15 protein-coding genes are annotated in these 21,409 nt (G+C 49.0%); 7 read left to right on the forward strand and 8 right to left on the reverse strand.

Annotated features, from left to right (window positions below; all coding sequences use genetic code 11):
• The first annotated feature begins 177 nt into the window (after window positions 1-177).
• The 5 genes from dnaA to gyrB all read left to right on the forward strand — a co-directional run bounded on the left by dnaA (window position 178) and on the right by gyrB (window position 8,187).
• Window positions 178-1,971: a chromosomal replication initiator protein DnaA gene (dnaA, locus tag ABD744_RS21630; protein ID WP_344800692.1), complete on the forward strand. Its 1,794-nt coding sequence runs from the start codon at window positions 178-180 to the stop codon at window positions 1,969-1,971.
• Window positions 1,972-2,102: 131 nt separating this feature from the next.
• A complete protein-coding gene (gene dnaN / locus ABD744_RS21635; protein ID WP_344800693.1) occupies window positions 2,103-3,203 on the forward strand; it encodes a DNA polymerase III subunit beta in 1,101 nt (366 codons plus the stop codon).
• A 360-nt stretch (window positions 3,204-3,563) separates the two neighbouring features.
• Window positions 3,564-4,544, forward strand: a complete 981-nt coding sequence (locus tag ABD744_RS21640) for an esterase/lipase family protein (RefSeq protein WP_344800694.1) — start codon at window positions 3,564-3,566, stop codon at window positions 4,542-4,544.
• 118 nt (window positions 4,545-4,662) lie between these two features.
• A complete protein-coding gene (gene recF / locus ABD744_RS21645) occupies window positions 4,663-5,754 on the forward strand; it encodes a DNA replication/repair protein RecF (protein ID WP_344800695.1) in 1,092 nt (363 codons plus the stop codon).
• Window positions 5,755-5,772: 18 nt separating this feature from the next.
• Window positions 5,773-8,187 (forward strand): DNA topoisomerase (ATP-hydrolyzing) subunit B, encoded by a 2,415-nt coding sequence (gene gyrB, locus ABD744_RS21650; RefSeq protein ID WP_344800696.1) that lies wholly within the window; start codon window positions 5,773-5,775, stop codon window positions 8,185-8,187.
• Window positions 8,188-8,321: 134 nt separating this feature from the next.
• Here the strand turns inward: gyrB and ABD744_RS21655 are convergent, their stop codons facing one another.
• The 8 genes from ABD744_RS21655 to def all read right to left on the reverse strand — a co-directional run bounded on the left by ABD744_RS21655 (window position 8,322) and on the right by def (window position 18,672).
• Window positions 8,322-9,104, reverse strand: a complete 783-nt coding sequence (locus tag ABD744_RS21655; protein WP_344800697.1) for a lysophospholipid acyltransferase family protein — start codon at window positions 9,102-9,104, stop codon at window positions 8,322-8,324.
• A gap of 271 nt (window positions 9,105-9,375) precedes the next feature.
• Entirely contained in the window at window positions 9,376-11,442 is a 2,067-nt protein-coding gene (gene glyS, locus ABD744_RS21660; RefSeq protein WP_344800698.1) for a glycine--tRNA ligase subunit beta, read from the reverse strand.
• Window positions 11,442-12,434, reverse strand: a complete 993-nt coding sequence (glyQ, locus tag ABD744_RS21665; RefSeq protein WP_344800699.1) for a glycine--tRNA ligase subunit alpha — start codon at window positions 12,432-12,434, stop codon at window positions 11,442-11,444. The genes glyS and glyQ overlap by 1 nt, the downstream gene beginning before the upstream one ends.
• 268 nt (window positions 12,435-12,702) lie before the next feature.
• Window positions 12,703-14,151: a TrkH family potassium uptake protein gene (locus ABD744_RS21670; RefSeq protein ID WP_344800700.1), complete on the reverse strand. Its 1,449-nt coding sequence runs from the start codon at window positions 14,149-14,151 to the stop codon at window positions 12,703-12,705.
• A gap of 67 nt (window positions 14,152-14,218) precedes the next feature.
• Window positions 14,219-15,595: a Trk system potassium transporter TrkA gene (gene trkA, locus ABD744_RS21675; protein ID WP_344800701.1), complete on the reverse strand. Its 1,377-nt coding sequence runs from the start codon at window positions 15,593-15,595 to the stop codon at window positions 14,219-14,221.
• A 106-nt stretch (window positions 15,596-15,701) separates the two neighbouring features.
• Window positions 15,702-17,003 carry a 16S rRNA (cytosine(967)-C(5))-methyltransferase RsmB gene (rsmB, locus tag ABD744_RS21680; RefSeq protein WP_344800702.1) on the reverse strand — a complete coding sequence of 434 codons (1,302 nt, stop codon included), beginning with the start codon at window positions 17,001-17,003 and terminating at the stop codon, window positions 15,702-15,704.
• A 133-nt stretch (window positions 17,004-17,136) separates the two neighbouring features.
• Complete coding sequence (gene fmt, locus ABD744_RS21685) at window positions 17,137-18,087, reverse strand: methionyl-tRNA formyltransferase (protein ID WP_344800703.1); 951 nt, start codon at window positions 18,085-18,087, stop codon at window positions 17,137-17,139.
• Window positions 18,088-18,156: 69 nt separating this feature from the next.
• A complete protein-coding gene (gene def, locus ABD744_RS21690; RefSeq protein WP_344800704.1) occupies window positions 18,157-18,672 on the reverse strand; it encodes a peptide deformylase in 516 nt (171 codons plus the stop codon).
• A gap of 160 nt (window positions 18,673-18,832) precedes the next feature.
• Between def and ABD744_RS21695 the strand changes: the two genes are divergently transcribed.
• On the forward strand, window positions 18,833-19,879 hold the full coding sequence (locus ABD744_RS21695) for a LysM peptidoglycan-binding domain-containing protein (protein ID WP_344800705.1): 1,047 nt from the start codon (window positions 18,833-18,835) through the stop codon (window positions 19,877-19,879).
• Window positions 19,880-20,009: 130 nt separating this feature from the next.
• Window positions 20,010-21,356, forward strand: coding sequence for a DNA-processing protein DprA (dprA, locus tag ABD744_RS21700; protein WP_344800706.1), 1,347 nt, complete (start codon window positions 20,010-20,012; stop codon window positions 21,354-21,356).
• Window positions 21,357-21,409: the final 53 nt, after the last annotated feature.

The raw sequence follows: 21,409 nt of genomic DNA on the forward strand, positions 1-21,409 counted from the left end.
TTCTTAAAAGGTTGTTAAGTTTGTAACTTATTGTTTATAAACGTCTAATTAAATTCATGCACCGTAATGTATCATAAAATAAATTGTGGATATATGTGTTGGTAGTGCTATTTTTTATTGTTCATGCTGTGATCTTTTAGGTACAATCCTGCGGCTGTAATAACTTTGGAGTTTGTCGTGTCTGTTGAGCTATGGAAGCAATGTTTGAGTTGCCTTGAGAGTGAGTTGCCTTCTCAGCAATTTAATACTTGGTTACGCCCTTTGGAGATCGAAGGGGATGAAAAAGAATTGACCATAGTTGCGCCTAACCGATTCATCCGAGATTGGGTGGCTGATAAATATTTAAGCCGCATCACCAGTTTGATGATGGAAAGCTCCAACTCGGCGCCTCCCCGTTTGACCTTTGAAGTTCGGCAAGGCGGTCGTGGCAGTTATGGCATGAACCGACCAACCCGACCAATGAATAACTCGCGGGTCTCTGCTCAATACGAAACGTCCAACAGAGCGGCGGAATCAAATAATCACTATGGGGTGGAGAATCCTCCGAGCCAGCCAAACTTTACTCCGCCCTCGGGCATGTACTCCACTCAAAAAACACCAAGCTGGAGTGAATCCGGAACAACGAATGAAACCGGCCAGTCGGGTATCAGCGTTGAATCGGCGATGCAGAACCTTGCCAGCTCCGAATCTGTGATTGATTCGGAAAGCCCTTCGGTCCAAGTCTCTCAGGCGATGTCTGAGCAAGGCGGTCAGGCGCAGAATTACGCATCCGTATTGGAAAACAGTTCGGCGATCATTCACCGTGCAACGCCTCCGCCACAACAGCAGGAGCCGACCCCTTCCCGTTCAAACTTTGGGACTTCTTCGTACGACACTGGTGGTCAAAGTGCACAGTCGAGTGCGCCATTTCAGGGGAATCGAAATCATGGCATTGCCGGTAAAATTCATCGCGAATCGAATCTCGATCGAAATCTGACGTTTGAAACCTTTGTTGAAGGTAAGTCCAACCAGTTGGCGTTGGCTGCGTCGTTGCAGGTGGCAGAAAGTCCTGGCGGCAGTAATAACCCTCTGTTTTTGTACGGTGGTGTGGGTTTGGGTAAAACTCACCTGATGCACGCCATTGGCAACTATATGTTGCAAAAAAATCCGAACGCAAGAATTTTGTATCTTCGCTCCGAACAGTTCGTGGCTGATATGGTTCGTGCCCTGCAATTAAATGCCATTACTGAATTTAAGCGCTATTACCGCCAGGTGGATGCGTTGCTGATCGATGACATTCAGTTTTTCTCGGGTAAAGAGCGTTCTCAGGAAGAATTTTTCCACACCTTCAGTGCTTTATTGGAGGCCGGCCAGCAAGTCGTGATGACTTCGGATCGGTTCCCGAAAGAAATTGACGGTGTGGACGATCGATTGCGTTCGCGCTTTGGTTGGGGGCTGACGTTTGCGGTGGAGCCGCCGGAGCTGGAAACCCGGGTGGCGATTCTTAAGAAAAAAGCAGAAGAACAACGTGTTGACCTGAAAGATGAATCGGCTTTCTTTATTGCTCGTCGTATACGTTCGAACGTGCGAGAACTGGAAGGTGCCTTGAAGCGTGTTGTGGCGAATGCCCACTTTACCGGCAGTGAAATTAACCCGGACTTCATTAAAGAATCTTTGAAAGACTTGCTGGCTCTGCAAGATAAACAAGTCAGCATTGATAACATTCAGAAAACGGTAGCCGATTACTTTGATATTCGTCAAAAAGACATGAACTCGAAGCGTCGAACACGCTCGATTGCGCGTCCACGACAAGTGGCGATGGCCTTGGCGAAAGAATTGACCAACCACAGCTTGCCTGAAATTGGTGAGGCCTTCGGTGGCCGGGATCATACAACGGTGTTGCATGCGTGTCGTAAGATCAAAGAGCTGAAAAGCACAGACAACGACATGGCGTCGGATTATGGAAAACTGATCCGAATGTTAACAACCTGATCACAGAATAACGAAGCAATTTGTGGATAACCTTTAAAATTTGCTCCACTTTGCATTCAAAGGTGCATCCGATTGTTTTTTAGTGAATAATAAACTCATTTGAATTACTTAGAATAAGAGAGCGGGATCTAATGAAATTTGCGATTTCCAGGGAAGCTCTGTTGCGGCCTTTGCAGCTGGTCGCAGGGGTGGTTGAGCGTCGACACACATTACCAATTTTATCCAATATTTTAATGGTACTCGAAGACGGCCAGTTAAAATTGACTGGTACCGATTTGGAAGTTGAATTGGTGGGTGCTTTAACGTTAGAACAACCGGGAGAGTCCGGGCAAATTACAGTACCGGCTCGTAAGTTACTGGATATCTGTAAGTCGTTACCCGACCAGTCTTTATTGGAGTTTTCCACCGACGGTGCCAAGGCTCAGGTAAAAGCCGGTCGCAGTCGTTTTGTGTTAGCGACCTTGCCTGCGGACGATTTCCCGAAAGTGGAAGAAAGCGAAGCCGCTTTGAATTTCACCATGAAAGCGGATGATCTGAAAAAACAATTTGATCAAACCAGCTTTGCCATGGCACAGCAGGACGTTCGTTATTATCTGAATGGCATGTTGCTGGAAGTTTCTCAGGGTGTGGTTCGTACAGTGGCGACTGACGGTCACCGTCTGGCGATGTCCGACAGTTCAGCGGATGTGGCTTGCGATAAAAAGCAGGTCATTGTACCTCGTAAAGGGGTCATTGAACTTCAGCGTTTATTGGGCGACAGTGACGATGTGATTTCTGTTACGGTTGGCAGTAACCATATTCGTATTGGTGCAGGTGACTACCTGTTCACGTCAAAGCTGGTGGAAGGCAAGTTCCCGGACTACGAACGTGTTGTCCCGAAAGGGGGTGATAAATTCTTGTGCGGAAACCGTCAGGAATTACGTCAGGTTTTCCAGCGTACGGCGATTTTGTCGAATGAAAAATACCGTGGTGTTCGTTTGACGGTAGAAGGTGATTCGCTGCAAGTGGTGGCCAACAACCCTGAGCAGGAACAAGCGGAAGAAACCGTTGGCGTCGATTACGAAGGCGACTTGTTGGAAATTGGTTTTAACGTGACCTACTTGCTGGATGTGTTGAATGCCCTGTCCGGTGAGCAAGTAAAAATGACCCTGTCAAATGCCAACAGCAGTGCCTTGGTTGAAGATTTTGACGGTGGCACGTCTGTGTATGTAGTGATGCCGATGAAGCTCTGATTGAGCGATCAAACTTTACGCTGAAGAAAGGAATGCTTGATTAAGTTGGGCCGTTAAAATCTTCAATGTAAAAAAATGAAAAGCCGAATACGTTAATCAACGTATTCGGCTTTTTTTTGCCTGCTTGTTTTGAAGCACGTCCCAAAGCTCGGTTTGCGTGGGTCGTTTCATGTTGATGAGATTGAAAGATAAACCTTTCGTCTGACACCCGTTTGGGTGGGGTTCAATCTACCTGAACTATCGCTTCTTAGGTCAGTTGAGACCTGTTCAGTTTTTAGTCCTCTACTATAATCAATGGATAGCTACACAAAGTAGCAAGCCGTACCTCGTTAACAAAAATAAAATATTGAGGACAACAACATGAAATACTTCCTTAACTGGGCTGCTCGCTTAGCGACGGCATTCACTCTTCTTATTGTTAGTTATTCTGCATCAGCGGGCTGCTGGTTTTTTTGCAGCAACGACAACAGTAATTATGCACAAACAAAATACCCTATCGTGTTAGTTCACGGTATGTTGGGGTTTGACAGTATCTTGGGCATGGACTATTTCTATGGCGTGGAAGATGCGCTTGAAGACAAAGGGGCCAATGTCTTTGCCGTTCAGGTCACAGCACTGGACTCTTCAGAGGCGCGCGGGGAAGAGCTTTTGCTCCAGGTTCAGCAAATCCTTGCGGTATCGGGTGCTTCCAAAGTGAATCTGATCGGTCACAGCCATGGCGGCCCTACCGCTCGTTACGTGGCATCTATTCGTCCGGATTTGGTGGCATCGGTGACCAGTGTCGGTAGCCCTCACACGGGTTCAGATGTCGGTGATTTGGTACAGGACATTTCCGACAGCAGCGACACTCTGACCACAGGTATCAGCGCGATTGTTAATGCGTTGGGCAGTTTCATTAATCTGTTATCAAGTAATCCAACCGATAACGGACAAAATTCTTTGGGTACTTTGGAGTCATTAAACTCTGAAGGTGCGGCTGCATTTAATGCGGCTTACCCGGAAGGTATGCCTACTTCGTACTGTGGCAGTGGTGCTAACCCAGCGTCGAATGGCGTTCATTACTACTCTTGGAGCGGAACCTCTCCTTACACAAACGTGTTTGATCCGGTTGATCCGTTTTTGGCCATTGCTTCCACGGCATTTGCTCTGGACAGCGGCGAAGCAAACGATGGTTTGGTTGGGCGTTGCAGCTCTCATTGGGGCACCGTTATTCGCGACAACTACCGGATGAATCATCTGGATGAAGTGAACTTGATGATTGGTATCCATCACTTGTTTGAAACGGACCCTGTCTCTGTGTTTGAACAACAGGCGAATCGTCTTAAGAAGGCGGGTTTGTAAGTCTAAGGTTAAAATTGTTAGACCAAAAAAATCCCTGCACTGTGGTCATTATGGTGTAGGGATTTTTTTATGGGGTTGCTAAAATGGTTGCTCAATACATACCTGTTTTAGGAATTTCATGCTGATTACTCAGTTAAAGGTAAGTGGGCTTCGTAACCTTCAAGACGTAACCGTTCCGATCGGCTCGGATAAGCACGTCAGCCTATTTGTTGGTAATAACGGAGCTGGAAAAACCAGTTTCTTGGAAGCCATTCATTGTTTAGCCACTGGCTCGACCTTTCGAAATTCGTCAATCAAACACCTTATTGGCCGAAGCGATGATGCCTATTTCATTCATGCCAAAGCCGAATCGTCAGGCGCCTTTTCAGAAACCAGTGTCGGCATTACCAAGAACAAAGCAGGCAAAGGTGAGGCTCGGCTCAACGGTGAGAAAATTCGGACTCAGGAGGCGATCAGCTCTCTTTTTCCTGTGATGGTACTTGAACCAGGCTCATTTGATCTGGTGATCGGTAGCCCGGATTATCGCCGAAAGTTTCTCGATTGGGGTGTGTTTCACGTGAAACATGAGTTCTGGGCTTTGTCGGCCAGATACAAAAAAGCGATCAAACACAGGAACGCCCTCCTCCGCAAACAAGCCGACCCTTCTTTAATATCTCCATTCTCACAGCAGCTGGTTCAGCTTGCTGATCAGTTGACATTCATGCGTGAAAGTTACTTCCAGCAATTAAAAGTTGAGTTCGAGGCCGTCGCAGGTCAATTAACTGATTTAGAAAATGTTGAGATGAGATATAATAGGGGGTGGTCGAGAGACCTGGAGTACGAAGACTACCTAAAGGTGAACTTCGACAAAGATTTAGAGTCCGGTTATACCCGTTATGGACCACATCGAGCAGATTTGGTGATACGGGCTTCCGGGCTACCCGTTAAAGAGGTGTTGTCCCGAGGACAGCTCAAACTGTTGGTTTGTTCATTGGTGCTTGCACAGTGCCGTTTGTTTGAGCGGAACGGGAATAAAGAAACTATTCTGTTACTGGATGATTTGGCTTCAGAACTGGATGAACAACACCGAAATAAAGTATTGCATGAGCTGGTTCAAATGGGACGTCAGGTGTTCATGACGTCGGTGGATTTGAATGGGTTTAGTGAAGAGATTTTGAATCAGACTCAAGTGTTTCACGTGAAACAAGGGAAGATAACAGTAAGCTCATAATGAGCTATGAGGAAGGTTATGTCAGAACAAGAATATAATTCGTCCAGTATTAAGGTATTAAAAGGCCTGGATGCTGTAAGAAAAAGACCTGGCATGTATATCGGTGATACCGACGATGGTACAGGTCTTCACCACATGGTGTTTGAGGTGGTCGATAACTCCATTGATGAGGCATTGGCTGGTTATTGCAGTGATATCCGTGTCACTATTCATCCGGACGAATCCATCAGTGTGTCGGATGACGGTCGTGGTATTCCGGTGGGTATTCACGAAGAAGAAGGCGTTTCTGCTGCCGAAGTTATCCTGACGGTACTTCATGCCGGTGGTAAATTCGATGACAACACCTATAAAGTCTCCGGTGGTTTGCACGGTGTGGGTGTTTCGGTTGTGAACGCATTATCCGAAAAGCTGAAGCTTACTATTCGCCGTCAAGGTAAAATCTGGGAGCAGGAATACGTACACGGAGTACCAAAATCTCCGCTAGCCCCTGTGGGTGATTCTGAAGCCACAGGTACTGAAATTCACTTCAAGCCTTCCGCTGAAACCTTCACTAACATTGAATTTAGCTTCGATTATCTGGCTAAACGTCTTCGTGAGTTAGCATTCTTGAACTCTGGCGTGGGCATTATCCTGAAGGATTTACGCTCAGGCAAAGAAGAAACCTTCAAATACGAAGGCGGCTTGAAAGCGTTCGTTGACTATTTGAATACCAATAAGACGACCGTTAACAGTATTTTCCACTTTGAAAATGAGCGTGAAGACGGCATTTCGGTGGAGGTTGCTCTTCAGTGGAACGACAGTTTCTCGGAAAATATTTTCTGTTTCACCAATAACATTCCACAGCGTGATGGTGGGACACACCTTGCCGGTTTCCGTGGTGCTTTAACCCGTACGTTGAATCAGTACATTGAGAAAGAAAATCTTCAAAAGAAATCGAAAGTAGCCACTACCGGTGACGATGCCCGTGAAGGTTTGACGGCGATTATTTCAGTAAAAGTGCCTGATCCAAAGTTCTCTTCTCAGACTAAAGACAAGCTGGTTTCTTCGGAAGTGAAATCGGCCGTGGAACAGGAAATGGGCGCGAAGCTGGTTGAGTTCCTCGAAGAAAATCCGAACGAAGCCAAGATGGTTGTTCAGAAGATGGTGGATGCTGCACGCGCCCGTGAAGCGGCGCGTAAAGCCCGAGAGATGACGCGTCGTAAAGGTGCATTGGACATCGCAGGTCTGCCGGGCAAACTGGCAGACTGCCAAGAGAAAGACCCTGCCCTTTCTGAAATTTACCTGGTGGAGGGTGATTCAGCGGGTGGTTCTGCAAAGCAGGGCCGTGACCGCCGAACCCAAGCGATTCTGCCGTTGAAAGGTAAGATTCTAAACGTTGAGAAAGCACGTTTTGATAAGATGTTGTCGTCTGTTGAAGTGGGTACTTTGATTACAGCGTTGGGTTGTGGCATTGGCCCGGAAGAGTTTGATCCGGACAAACTGCGTTACCATCGCATCATCATCATGACCGATGCCGACGTGGACGGTTCTCACATTCGAACCCTGTTGCTGACCTTCTTCTTCCGTCAAACACGGGAATTGTTAGAACGTGGTCATATTTATATCGCTCAGCCTCCTTTGTATAAAGTGAAAAAAGGCAAGCAGGAACAATACATCGACAGTGATACAGACCTGGACAACTTCCTGGTGCAAATCGCTTTAGATAATTCGTCACTGCACATCAATGCTGATGCGCCAGGAGTCAAGGGTGAGTCTTTACAGCTGTTGGTGGATAAATACCGCAGCGTGATTAAGATGTTGGATCGTCTGGATCGTGTTTATCCTAAGAAGATTATGGAAGACCTGATTTACAGCCCGGCCATTACCTTAGACGGATTAAAAGACGAAGCCTTTGTTACGGACTGGGTAACTCAACTGAACAGCGAACTGGAAACCGGACGCCGCAGTGGCATTCATTACCACTTATCGGTTCGTAAAGATGAAGAGCGCGGTTTGTTCTTGCCGGTTATCGCAGTGACCGAACACGGGTCGACGCAAGAATATTTGGTCAGCCATGAGTTCTTTGACTCTCCTGAATACGCCAGTATTCTTGATCTGGGTAAAAACATTGCTACCTTGCTGGAAGACGGAGCTTACGTTCAGCGTGGCGAACGCGTTCAGGAAGTGTCTTCGTTCAAAGAAACTTTGGAGTGGCTGATGAAAGAAGCGCGTAAAGGCTTCAACATTCAGCGATACAAAGGATTGGGTGAGATGAACCCAGAACAGCTTTGGGAGACAACCATGGACCCAGATTCTCGTCGTATGCTGAAAGTGAAAGTGGAAGATGCCATTGCCGCTGACCAAATGTTCACCACGTTAATGGGCGACGACGTAGAGCCTAGACGTGAGTTCATTGAGAAGAATGCATTGAACGTGTCTAATCTGGATTTCTGATTCAGGATGCATGTGGAGCGTTAACGCTAAGCTAGGGGCAGCGCTCCATACCCGCATACAGGCCAAATACAAAAAAACCGCTGAGGAATTAACTTTCTCAGCGGTTTTTTTGTGCGTTGTTTGTTAGTTGTTGATCAAAGTGCCGTGCGGTTATGGTGAAGGTGATCAGTTATGGCGGATGCAGCTTTGCTCTCCCCTTCTATGGCCTTGAGAGCGTGCTCAGTCCAGTTTCTAAGTTCGTGGGTAAGTTGGCCTGGGGATTTTTCTTTGCTGCTGATAGGCGGCCCGATATGAACCCGAATTGTGCCCGGATACTTAATAAAACCGCCGTTGATGTAATAGCGTCCTGCGTTGTGGGCAATGGGTAATACCGGAACATTCGCCTCGATGGCCAGCGTTGCGCCGCTTTTGGCGTAGGAGCCTAAGTGCGTCGGTGGATTTCGGGTGCCTTCCGGAAAGATCAGTACCCAGATGCCGGTCTTCAAATACTGCTTACCCTGTTCCATTATCTGGGCTCTTGCCTGCTGGCGGTTGCCCCGGTCAATTGCAATGGGTTTGAGCAGCGAATAGGCCCAGCCAAAAAAAGGTATCCAAAGCAGCTCTCGTTTTATGACCTGTGTCTGAGGAGTGCAAATGGACTGAAGAAAAAAGGTTTCCCAGGCACTTTGGTGGTTACTGGCAATCAGGCAGGGTTGTTCGGGGATGTTGTCGATGCCGGTGACTTGATAACGAACACCGCAGATGACCTTCAGTAACCAAATGAAGCCGCATGTCCAGGTGGTGATGATCAGCTTGTACCTGAGTTCGTAAGGTAAAAAGAGGCCAATCAATAAACCTAAGGTGTTTTGAATGATAGAGAAAACTACGACGACCAGATAGAAAATGACCGAGCGGATAAACAGCGACTGAGGCAGCATATTGTAAGAATCCAAAAAAAGCGGATTATCTCGCAACCGACCATACAGCCCATTATCTTTTGTTAAGACGCTGATAATTTTTGGGATGATTTAGCGGACTCTTGATGGGTGGTGAGTGATATTAAAAGGCGTGCTATGTATGTGAATGCTGGGCATTAAAAAACCTTAGCTGAATGGATATTCAGACCAAGGCTTTTTAAGTGTTTTAGCTGATGGTCAACCTGGGCAACTGCAGATGGTCGTCACCCGGTTGAACGCGCAGGCGACCACTCTATTGCGCCTGAAGTAACGAAATATCTGCAACTTCAAGGAATAAGTTTCTCAGGTTGGACAGCAATGCTAAGCGATTTGCGCGAACCGCTTCGTCGTCGGCCATGACCATTACTTGGTCAAAGAACTGATCCACAGGCTCACGAAGCTGGGCTAAGGTTTCCATGGCTACGGTGTAATCTGCGGCCTTGAATACGGCTTCCAGTTCATTGGCAACGAGGGTTACTTTTTCTGCCAACTGCTTTTCAGCCTCTTCTTGCAATAAAGATGCATCCACTTGGTTACCGACGCCCTCACCTGCCTGCTTTGCCAGGATATTGGATACACGCTTATTGGCGGCGGCCAACGCTTGTGCCGCTTCTAATTTATAGAAGCCAAATACGGCGTGAACCCGGCTGTTGATGTCCAGTGGTTTAGTGACTCCGCGAGCACGAACCGCCTGGAATACTTCCGCCGGAATATTTTCGTCCTGATACCAGGCGCTGAAGCGATCCAGCATGTATTCGGTTAAGCTGGCTTTGGTTTCTGCTTTCAGTTCGATCGGCCAGTTATTGTCGATGGCCCAGTCGATCAGATCGGACAAGTCCAGGTCCAGGTTCTTTTCAACAAGAATACGCAGAACGCCAAGAGATGCGCGTCGTAATGCAAATGGATCTTTGGTGCCGGTTGGTACCTGACCCAGGCCAAACAAACCGACCAGGCTGTCCAGACGGTCTGCCAATGCGATGGCGGTACCGGTTGCGGTGGCAGGCAGCTGATCACCGGCGTAGGCTGGCATATACTGCTCAACCATTGCGGCACACACTTCGGCGTGCTCACCGTCGTTTTCAGCGTAATAACGGCCCGCGATGCCCTGCATGTCGGTGAATTCATACACCATGTTAGTGACCAGATCGGCTTTACACAGCTTGGCTGCGCGCTCGGCCAATGCAGTGTCGGCTCCGGTGTTGGCTGCAATCTTGGAGGCGAGAGCGGCAATACGTTGTGATTTGTCTGCAATGGAACCCAGCTTATTTACCCAGACCACCGAACGTAACTTATCAAAACGATTTTCCAGCGGCTGTTTTTTATCGGTATTCCAGAAGAACGCGGCGTCCGCCAAGCGAGGGCGAATCACTTTTTCGTTACCGGCAATGACTTGCGCCGGATCTTTACTTTCAATGTTGGCGACCGTAATGAAGTTCGGCATCAGCTGATCGTTACTGTCCACCACATGGAAGTATTTCTGGTGTTCCTTCATTGACGAGATCAATGCCTCAGAAGCCACTTCCAGGAAGCTTTCTTCAAAGTTACCAGCTAAGGCAACAGGCCATTCATTCAATGCCGTTACTTCATCCAGTAAGTCTTCGTCAATGACGGCCTGGCCACCGAGTTTTTTACCTTCGGCAGTCACTTGCTCTTGAATTAAGCTTTTGCGCTCTGCAAAACTTGCCATGACATAGGCTGCGCGAAGTTTTTCTTCGTATTCCGCCGGAGAGGCAATTTCAATGGCGTCGGGTGCATGAAAGCGATGACCCTTAGTGGTGTTACCTGCTTTCAGGCCTAACACTTCCCCTTTCACTACGTCGCTGCCTAATAACATGATCAGCCAGTGGACCGGGCGAACAAATTCAGTACGGCTTGCCCCCCAACGCATCCGCTTAGGGATTGGGAGTTTGTCCAGGCTGTTTTGAACGATGTTGGCCAGCAATGAGGCCGTTTGTTGGCCTTTAATGCTCAACTCAATCATGAGTTTGCCGTTGTCTCCGGTCTTAATCTCAGACACGTCGACGCCGGAACGCTTGGCAAAGCCTTCTGCGGCTTTGGTTGGATTACCGGCTTCATCAAAGCCGATTTTAGCCGGTGGTCCATAAACCACTTCTTCTTTGTCTTCCTGTTTTTCCGGCAGGTCAGCAATGCGAACGGCTAAGCGACGTGGCGCAGCGAAGATTTCAGTTTTGGTGCCTTGCAGGTTTGCGTCCGCTAAACCTTGTTCGATGCCTTGGGCAAAAGCTTCGCTGAGTTTTTTCAGTGCTTTTGGCGGTAATTCTTCGGTGCCTAGCTCAACTAGGAAATCCTGAGTCGACATTATTTATCTCCTTTTTGAGCGTTTTCTTTCTGAGCCTTAGCGGCCTGATATTTTGCAAGTACTTCAGCCCGGGTAGCTTCTTCAGCTAACGGAAACTCAAGTTCGGCCCGGCTGTTGAAATACGCTTCGGCGACGGAACGAGCCAAAGTACGAACGCGCAGAATGTAACCCTGTCGCTCGGTCACTGAAATGGCACCGCGCGCGTCCAGCATGTTGAAGGTGTGCGATGCTTTTAATACTTTCTCATAGGCTGGCAGTGCCAAACCGGCGTCAATCAGGCGAGCGCAATCTTGCTCATGCTGGTCAAACGCTTTAAACATGAAGTCTGTGTCGGCGTGTTCGAAGTTGTAAGCAGACATTTCCACTTCGTTCTGATGGAACACATCGCCGTAGGTGACTTTGGAGCCGTCCGGGCCGTAGCACCAGGTCAGATCGAAAATACTGTCGACGCCCTGCAAGTACATGGCAATACGCTCAAGGCCATAAGTGATCTCGCCAGTGACCGGGTAGCACTCCAGGCCACCCACTTGCTGGAAGTAGGTAAACTGGGTCACTTCCATGCCATTCAGCCACACTTCCCAACCCAGACCCCAGGCTCCTAAGGTCGGTGATTCCCAGTTATCTTCCACAAAACGGATGTCATGGACACTCGGGTCGATGCCCATCATGCGCAAAGAATCCAGATACAGTTCCTGGATGTTGGCCGGTGAAGGCTTCATCGCCACCTGAAACTGATAGTAATGTTGCAGGCGGTTCGGGTTTTCACCATAACGGCCATCGGTTGGTCGACGGCAAGGTTGGACGTAAGCGGAGTTCCACTTCTCCGGGCCAATGGCGCGTAGGAAGGTGGAGGTATGGAAAGTCCCTGCGCCGACTTCCATATCAATGGGCTGATTGATTACGCAGCCTTGTTGAGACCAGAAATTTTGAAGCGCGGCTATGAGCCCCTGAAACGTTAGTACATCTGGTTCTTGATAAGTTGGTTTGGTCACAGAAGACCCCTTAATTTAGTAACATTATTTTGTTAGTACCGCCAGCGTGTGATGAAGGATGTCTTGAGGCGGATGACATGGTGCTGACGGCTCAATCAATCTGTCATTATGGACGAGTTAAATAAACGGATAATGATAAAGATAAAAGGCCTCTCCATGCAATGGAAAGGCCTATGGAATGGCAGTATTTATCGGATTTATTTCAAGTTTACGGTCGAAACAGGTTCCACACCGTGTGATTCAGAAATCAAACCGGGTTGACCGTGTGTTAACGCTCCCAGAAATCAGGAATAAATAACACCAGCACCGTAAAAATCTCCAGACGTCCGAGCAACATGGCTGCGCTCAAAATCCATTTGGCCGGGTCATTGATTTCACCGTAGTTGGCCGCCACTTCACCGAGTCCTGGCCCCAGATTGTTAATGCACGCCCCAACCGCAGACCAGGCCGTGACCATATCCAGGCCGGACATGAGTAAGCCGATCTGAAGGCCAATGAAGGTGATGATATACACGGAGAAGAATCCCCAGACGGCCTCAATTACCCGATCCGGTACCGGCTTTCGACCCACTTTGATCGGAATGACCGCATTCGGGTGCAACAGACGACGGATTTCACGCAGTCCTTGCTTGTAGACCAACAGGGTACGGATGACTTTCATTCCGCCCCCTGTGGAACCGGCACAACCGCCAATGAAGGCTAATGAGAACACCAGAAACGGCAGGTAGCTTGGCCAGCTGGAAAAATCGCCGATGCCGAAGCCTGTCGTTGTGGCTACCGAAACCACGCCGAATAGCGCATGTCGCCATGAATCCGTTTCTGAATAAGCCTGGGTGGTGGCCAGCGTTAAACCGGTGATGATCACCGCCAGCGCTAAAATGCCTAAGAAAAAACGGGTTTCCGGGTCTTTCCAGTAATAAATGAAGGAGCCTCGGCGCCAGGACAAAAAGTGAAGGCTGAAGTTAAAGGCCGAAATGATCATGAAGAACACACAAATGAGTTCAATGGCGGCGCTGTTAAAATAGCCCATGCTGGCATCGTGCGTGGAGAATCCACCGATGGCGACAGTGGCGAAACTGTGGCAGATGGCATCAAAGACATTCATTCCGGCAATCCAGTAACCGACAGCACAGGCGACGGTTAAGGATAAGTAGATGTACCAAAGCGCTTTGGCGGTTTCGGTAATCCGGGGCGTTAATTTGGAGTCCTTCATGGGGCCGGGGGTTTCTGCCCGGTACAACTGCATACCACCAATGCCCAGCATTGGTAAAATGGCGACCGCTAATACGATGATGCCCATGCCGCCCAGCCACTGAAGTTGCTGGCGATAAAATAAAATGGAATGGGGTAAATCGTCCAATCCAGTGATGACGGTGGCACCTGTGGTGGTTAAGCCGGATAAAGACTCAAAAAAGGCGTCGGTGAAGGAAAGGCCGGGGTGATCAGATAACATCAACGGAAAGGCACCAAATAAGCCCAGTACCAGCCAGAACATCAGCGTTACAAAAAAGCCGTCGCGCACGGAAAGTTCTTTTCGATACCTTCGGGCGGGATACCAGAGAATAAATCCGGCGATTACGTTGATGGCAAAGGCAATGCCAAAGGCTTCGGTGCCGCCATCCTGATAAATTAATGAGATAACGACAGGGGGGAGCATCGCCAAACTGAAGATCATCAGCAGGATGCCAAGAATGCGTGAAGTCAGCACTAAATGCATAGAAAACTTTCCGTATTAAATCGATTCGTCACAGCCATTTGAATGGTGCTGTTCTGTCGTTTAAACATCAGAAGAACATAAACGAAGGTTGGAACAAACGCTCTACTTCCGTCACCCGGCGCTTATCCACCAGAAACATGATGACATGATCGTTCTGTTCGATGACGGTATCGTGGTGTGCGATGATGACCTGCTCTTCGCGAACGATGGCGCCAATGGTGGTGCCTTCCGGCAGTTTAATGTCTTCAACGGCGCGTCCGACCACTTTACTGGAGCGTTTATCGCCGTGGGCAATGGCTTCAATCGCCTCTGCGGCGCCTCTTCTCAGAGAGTGAGCACTTACTACATCGCCTCGTCGTATTTTGCTTAACAGGCTACCAATGGTTGAAATCTGAGGGGAAATGGCGATGTCGATGGCGCCGCCCTGAACCAGATCCACATAAGCCGGGTTATTGATCAGCGCCATGACTTTGCGTGCGCCCAGTCGTTTGGCGAGCAAACAGGACATGATGTTGGCTTCGTCTTCGTTGGTCAGTGCACAAAAAACGTCGGTTTCTTCGATGTTCTCTTCCAGCAACAGCTCCTGATTTGAAGCATCGCCGTGCAATACGATGGTTTTGTGAAGGGTATTGGATAAATATTCACAGCGATCGTAATTACGTTCAATCAGACGAACCCGGTACAGGTGTTCAATGTCGCCTGCCAGCCGCTCACCAATGTTGCCGCCACCGGCAATGGTGATGCGTTTGTAAGAGCCTTCCAGCTCGCGTAATTCACTCATTACTTCGCGAATGTTCGATCGGGCAGCGATGAAAAAGACTTCGTCGTCCGCTTGCACGATGGTATCGCCGGTGGGAATGATCGGGCTGTCTTTACGGAAAATGGCCGCAACACGGGTATCAATGTTGGGCATGTGCTCACGAATGTCTTTCAGTTCATGGCCGACTAAAGGCCCGCCTTCTCGCGCTTTGACCGCCACCAGTTGCACTTTTTTATCGGCAAAATCCAATACCTGCAGCGCGTCCGGGTATTGCAACAGACGTTTGATGTGGTTGGTGACCGCTTTTTCAGGACTGATGACATGATCCACCGGGAAAGCTTCACGAAGGAACAAAGAGTCTTTCAGGTTGGTGTAATTGGACGACCGAACCCGGGCAATTTTATCCGGAGTTCTGAACAGGGTGTGAGCCACCTGGCAGGCCACCATGTTGATTTCATCGGAGTTGGTCACTGCGATCAACATGTCAGCGTCTTCCGCCCCCGCCTGCTTCAGCACGTTGGGATGGCAACCCATCCCTTGGGTGGTACTGATATCCAGCTTTGCTTGAAGATCTTTTAACCGACCTGCATCCAGATCGACGACAGTGATGTCCTTATCTTCGCTGGACAAAGTCTCGGCAAGAGTGCCGCCGACCTGTCCTGCGCCCAAAATAATGATCTTCATAAGAGCGAAATCCGGGAAATTGTGTTCAGATTTAAAGGCTGAATATTGTACTCGGATTATCCTTAAAATAAATAAGGATGTTTGCTTTGCTCAAGGAATTCTGGGATTAGTGGCTTCCTTTCTTTATTTTTGCGTAATAGAAGCCGTCCTGTGCACCCTCTTCGGGCAAAAATTGCCAGCCAATGGTTTGTTTGAAACCGGTAGGCAGTTCGATGGGGACAATCTCGGCGTCGGGGTGCTGAGCTATAAAGCGCGACATCACCTGTTCGTTTTCGGGTGGTAATATCGAACAGGTGGCATATAACAGCTCCCCCTGCTCTTTTAACAATGGCCAGAGTGCGGTCATCAGGTGCAGTTGGGTGTCTGCCAGTGCATTGATGTCTTCCGGGCGGCGCAGGTACTTAATGTCGGGGTGCCGACGAATGACACCAGTGGCTGAACACGGGGCGTCTAATAGGATGCGGTCGAACGGTTCCCCATCCCACCACGCCTCGGTGTCGGCAACGTCTCCGGCCTTGAGGGAAGCACTTAAACCTAAGCGATCGAGATTTTGCTGCACTCGTTCCAGCCGGTTGGCTTCAAGGTCGATGGCCGTTAATTGTTTGAGCGCAGGTTCCGCTTCGAGCATGGCGCAGGTTTTACCCCCCGGAGCACTGCAGGCGTCCAGTACATTCAGACCCGGTTGCAGGTTCATTAATTGCGCCGAAAATTGTGCCGCTGTGTCTTGGACAGAGACCAGCCCTTCCCCGAACCCCGGTAACACCCGCACATCAATGGCCTGTGTTAAGGAGATGAAACCGGTGGTTGGGTGCTGCTCAAACTGAATGCCTTCGGCGGTCAGTTGCTCGATGTAGTCGGTCAGGCTTATTTTCGCTTGATTGACCCGCAAGGTGATCGGTGGCTGACTGTTGGTGGCTTGGTACACGGCCTCGGCTTGTTCAGGCCAGAATTTACGAACACGCTTGGCCAACCAGCCGGGAAAGGCACTTTGGAAACAAATATCGTTGGCCAGTTTGTCTTCAATTTTAGCTTTGTCGCGCTGGAAGTTACGCAGCACGCCGTTGACCAAGCCTTTTGCCCAGGGTTTTTTGAGGGCTTGGGTGGCATCGACCGTTTTGCTGAGAATGGCGTGATCTGCAATTCTCATGAACTCCAGCTGATAGAGACCGATTAAAATCAACGCCCAAATGTCTTTGTCTTTTTCTTTCAGAGGTTTCTGAACCAGTTGAAGTGCGATTCGTTCCAAACGCGGTGCTTGCCTTAATGTACCGAGAATCAATTCATGGGCCAGCCCCCGATCTTCAAAACTGATGTTATTTAACATAGGCTCAAGCGTTTGAGACAGACTGCCCTGGCCTTTGAGGATTGGGGCAAGCAGGGATGCGCATTTAGCTCGGATGTGACTCATAAAGATCGCTTTTGGTTCGTTATCAGGGATTCAGAAAAAATCTTACCAGCGCCATCGATGTCATGTTCTGGCGGTCATTAAGCCAGTGCCTGTCATTAATGGGTACTGGCCGAATGTTTTAACAAGGCACTGCTTACTGGAAGCATTGGCCTTGGCTGAACAGCTCTTTGTTGCCATTCAGAACCTGCTCTGCGGTCATTGCTTTTTTTCCGGCGAGTTGCAGTTTTTCAAGCCGAATGACACCGTTGCCTGTGGCTACACAAATGCCTTGTTTGTCGGCTGAGATGATCTCACCGGGTGCCGCCTGAGTACTTAGGTTTTCAGACGTTGCCTGATGAATGCGTATGTTGTGTTCGTTCAAAAACGTATACGCCGACGGCCATGGAAATAATCCGCGAACTTTCTGTGCAATGGCGTCTGCCGACTCAGACCAGTCAATCTGCCCTTCTTCTTTGGTCAGCTTATGGGCGTAATTGGCTAAGGCGTCGTCTTGTTTCTCCGGCGTTAATCCGTTGCTTTTCAACTGTTCTAACGCAGTTAAGAGCGCTTCACCCCCCTGGATGGCCAAGCGATCGTGCAAGCTGGCGCTGGTGTCCGTGTCTTCAATCGGGGTATGCGTTTTGAGCAGCATGTCGCCGGTGTCTAAGCCCACATCCATTTGCATGATGGTGATTCCGGTTTCTTTGTCGCCGGCCAACAGCGCCCGGTGAATGGGCGCAGCCCCGCGCCAACGCGGTAGCAACGATGCATGAACATTAATGCAGCCATATTTTGGCGCATCAAGAATGGCTTTGGGCAAGATTAAGCCATAAGCGGCGACGACCATGACGTCGGCATTCAGTTGCTCCAGTTCATACTGACTTTCGTCGTATTTCAATGAACGAGGCTGGTAGACAGGAATGTTTGCTTCAACAGCCACTTCTTTCACCGGGCTGGGTTTCAGCTTTTGGCCTCGACCGGCTTTACGGTCTGGCTGGGTATACACCGCAATGACTTCATCTGGGCCATTTAATAAGGCTTTCAGTGATTCGGCTGCAAACTCGGGTGTGCCGGCAAAAATAATTTTGAGCGGTTGAGCAGACATGGGCTTCCTTGAAAATGAGGGTGGTGATGTTGACGGAATGAAGGGCCATTCCGTCTGGCAGAAAAAAGATCAGGCGCGTTTTGCCTGGCGCTTATGTTCTTTTTCCAGTTTGCTTTTGATGCGGTTACGTTTCAGTGGAGAAAGGTAATCCACGAATAACTTACCGTTCAGGTGATCCAGCTCATGCTGAATGCAAACGGCCAGCAAACCGGTGGCTTCCATTTCAAACGCTTTGCCCTGACGGTCAACGGCTTCGATTTTTACGTGCGCAATGCGCGTCACGTCTTCGTAAAAACCGGGAACCGAAAGACAACCTTCCTGCATGGTTTCAGGATCGCCGTTCAGAACGGTGACTTTTGGGTTGATAAAAACAAGCGGCTCGTTTTTATCTTCAGAAATATCAATCACAACAATTTGTTGATGGATATTTACCTGAGTAGCGGCTAAACCAATACCAGGAGCTTCGTACATGGTTTCGAGCATGTCATCGATGATGGTACGAATTTCATCATCGACATTTGTGACCGGTTTGGCTTCTGTACGCAGTCTTGCGTCAGGAAATTCTAAAATTGTGAGCTTTGACATAACAAGGTTTTCAACATTAGGTAGTAAATCTGTGGATTTGGCTGCTAATATTAAGCAATGCCATTAATAACCCGCGCGATAGAGTTCAATTTTGAATCTATTCTAGCAAAAAGCGCAGGTGACCGCACTGTTGGTCACGAGACAAATAAGGATAATTGAGATGCGAACTTGGCTTATATCTGTTGCCATTGGCTGTTTTATCAGCCTGTATTCCGTCGCAGCAGATTTTGCGGCACAGAACCCATTAAAAGATGGTCACCCTGATAAGTACATTGTGCTGAAGGGCGATACCCTGTGGGGGATTTCTGACAAGTTTCTGGAGAGCCCTTGGTTGTGGCCTGAAATCTGGCAAGTGAATCCGCAAATTGAAAACCCGCACTTGATTTTTCCGGGGGACACTATTGGTTTGGTGTACGTGGATGGTCAGGCAAAACTGACGGTATTGCGTCGTGGCGCTCAGGGCAGAACGGTGAAGTTAACACCGACCGCCCGGATCACACCGATTGATACCGCGATTCCTTCCATCCCCATGGATGCGATTGACAGCTTCATCGTGAATAACCGCATTGTGGAAGAAGAGCTACTGCTACGGGCGCCTTACATTATTTCGGGCGAAGAAGGTCAGCTGATCGGAGGTAAAGACGATAAGGTTTATGCGCGTGGTAATTTTGGTGGCCAGCCATTAAAACGTTATGGCATCTACCGTGGTGGTGATCGTTACATTGATCCGGTGACGAAAGAATTGCTTGGCTTCGAAGCTCTGGAAATGGGGTCTGCTAAAGTCACGGCACAGAATAACGATGTTTTGACGATGATTCTGACGGAAACCAACCAGGACATCCGCATTGGTGATCGTCTGTTGGAATCGGAAGAAGTGAAATTGGAAACGGTATTCCATCCGAGTTCACCAGAACTGGACATTCGTGGTCACATCATTGCTGTACCCGGTGGCGTGAGTCAGGTGGGTCAGTTTGATGTGGTGGTAATTAACAAAGGTGAGCGTGAGAAAATCAAGCCGGGCAATGTGTTGGCCATTTACCGCAAAGGCACTTTGGTGAAAGATCCGATTGCCAAAGAAACGGTGGAGTTACCTGCTGAACGCGCCGGTTTGCTGATGATCTTCCGTGTGTTCGACAAAGTAAGTTATGGCTTGGTCCTGCGTTCGAAGCGCGTTCTGTCGGTATTGGATGAGGTTCGTAACCCATAGTTTTCGCTGATAATCACTCAACCCATTGAGTGACTTTCCTTTAAAAACCGAAGGTTTTCCCTTCGGTTTTTTTATGCCTGTTGCTATTTGAGTAGACTGAACCGTTCCATTTAATAACAGGCTGCTCTGTATGGCTCGGGAACAATCCACTCACGACTGGTTATTGCTTTCTCTCATTCCCGGTGTTTCGACCCGAACCCTGATGAAATTGTCGACCATGTACGCTTCTCCGAAAGAGATTTTGGCGGTCTTGATCACGGAATGGCGTCACTTGCCATTACACAAAACGGCCAGACAATGGCTGGCAGAACACGGACATCGGATCGAACAAGCGTTGTCACCGGTACTCACTCAAACGGATCGTTGGCAACAACAAGGGGGTGTCATTCTGGATTGGCACAGTCCTGCTTATCCGACGCTGTTGAAGGAAATATACGATCCACCAGTGGTGTTGTATGCCCTGGGGCGGACGGAGTTGTTGCAAGCCTCGTCTGCGATTGCGGTGGTCGGGAGTCGCAAAGCCACTACGTATGGCGTGGCAATGGCAGAACAGTTCGGTTATCAGTTCGCAGAACAAGGTTGGCAGGTGATCAGTGGTTTGGCGCTGGGCGTGGATGGTGCGGCCCATCAGGGGGCGTTAAATGCGTATCAGCGACTGCAGGCGGGCTCAACCATAGCAGTGGTCGCAACGGGGTTGGATCAGGTTTATCCTTCGGCCCACAAACGGTTACATGAAGCGATATGTAATGAGGGTTGTGTGGTAAGTGAGTATGCACTTGGGGTGGTGCCGAGAGCCAACTTTTTTCCCAGACGGAACCGGATCATCAGCGGTTTATCACGAGGCATTGTGGTGGTGGAGGCCAGCCGGAAAAGCGGTTCTTTGGTGTCCGCTCGCTGTGCTTTGGAACAAAACCGTGACGTGTTTGCGATTCCCGGAAATGTCACCAACCCACAGGCGGAGGGTTGTCATCTTTTGATTCAGCAGGGCGCCAAGTTAGCGACGTCTGCTAGCGATGTGCTGCAGGAGCTTGAGTATCCGGTGTTTGAGCGACAAGCTCAGGCCACAGGAGAGGCTTTGCCAGTTTCATTGGAAAACAGAACAACGCCCATCGCCAAGGAACCTCAGCAGCTGGTCTTGAGTCAGGAGAAGGCGCTTCATGAGAGTGATGTTGCAGCGGGCGACTCTGTTCAGAGCGATCCTATTCAGGACGATCATTGTCGTGACGACTCTGTTCAGAGCGACCCTGTTCAGGAGGACCCTATTCAGGACGATCACTGTCGTGACGATCCCTTACTCATGGTGATGGGGGTTGAGGTGTGTACGGCGGATGAGCTAATTGTAAAGACCGGAATGTCCTGGGCGGAGCTGAGCCAGAAGTTATTGATGCTCGAACTGACCGGTAAAATACGCTCCACTCAAGGGGGCTATCAAAGAAGCCTCGAACAAAGAAACACTGATCGTTCATTTTCAGTGTAATTTGCCACTTTCTTTATTCTACGATGAAATCATTTTTGCCCAGAAACTTGCAG

It is taken from the genome of Litoribacillus peritrichatus, from assembly GCF_039537985.1.
In the GTDB taxonomy this organism is placed as follows: Bacteria; Pseudomonadota; Gammaproteobacteria; order Pseudomonadales; family Litoribrevibacteraceae; genus Litoribacillus; species Litoribacillus peritrichatus.

Bases quoted from the DNA above. Each gene is read 5' to 3' on its own strand.
- gyrB (WP_344800696.1), top strand. From the start codon at position 5,773: ATGTCAGAACAAGAATATAATTCGTCCAGTATTAAGGTATTAAAAGGC.
- ABD744_RS21695 (WP_344800705.1), top strand. From the start codon at position 18,833: ATGCGAACTTGGCTTATATCTGTTGCCATTGGCTGTTTTATCAGCCTG.
- fmt (WP_344800703.1), bottom strand. From the start codon at position 18,087: ATGTCTGCTCAACCGCTCAAAATTATTTTTGCCGGCACACCCGAGTTT.
- rsmB (WP_344800702.1), bottom strand. From the start codon at position 17,003: ATGAGTCACATCCGAGCTAAATGCGCATCCCTGCTTGCCCCAATCCTC.
- dnaN (WP_344800693.1), top strand. From the start codon at position 2,103: ATGAAATTTGCGATTTCCAGGGAAGCTCTGTTGCGGCCTTTGCAGCTG.
- ABD744_RS21655 (WP_344800697.1), bottom strand. From the start codon at position 9,104: ATGCTGCCTCAGTCGCTGTTTATCCGCTCGGTCATTTTCTATCTGGTC.
- dprA (WP_344800706.1), top strand. From the start codon at position 20,010: ATGGCTCGGGAACAATCCACTCACGACTGGTTATTGCTTTCTCTCATT.
- recF (WP_344800695.1), top strand. From the start codon at position 4,663: ATGCTGATTACTCAGTTAAAGGTAAGTGGGCTTCGTAACCTTCAAGAC.
- glyS (WP_344800698.1), bottom strand. From the start codon at position 11,442: ATGTCGACTCAGGATTTCCTAGTTGAGCTAGGCACCGAAGAATTACCG.
- trkA (WP_344800701.1), bottom strand. From the start codon at position 15,595: ATGAAGATCATTATTTTGGGCGCAGGACAGGTCGGCGGCACTCTTGCC.
- ABD744_RS21640 (WP_344800694.1), top strand. From the start codon at position 3,564: ATGAAATACTTCCTTAACTGGGCTGCTCGCTTAGCGACGGCATTCACT.
- ABD744_RS21670 (WP_344800700.1), bottom strand. From the start codon at position 14,151: ATGCATTTAGTGCTGACTTCACGCATTCTTGGCATCCTGCTGATGATC.
- def (WP_344800704.1), bottom strand. From the start codon at position 18,672: ATGTCAAAGCTCACAATTTTAGAATTTCCTGACGCAAGACTGCGTACA.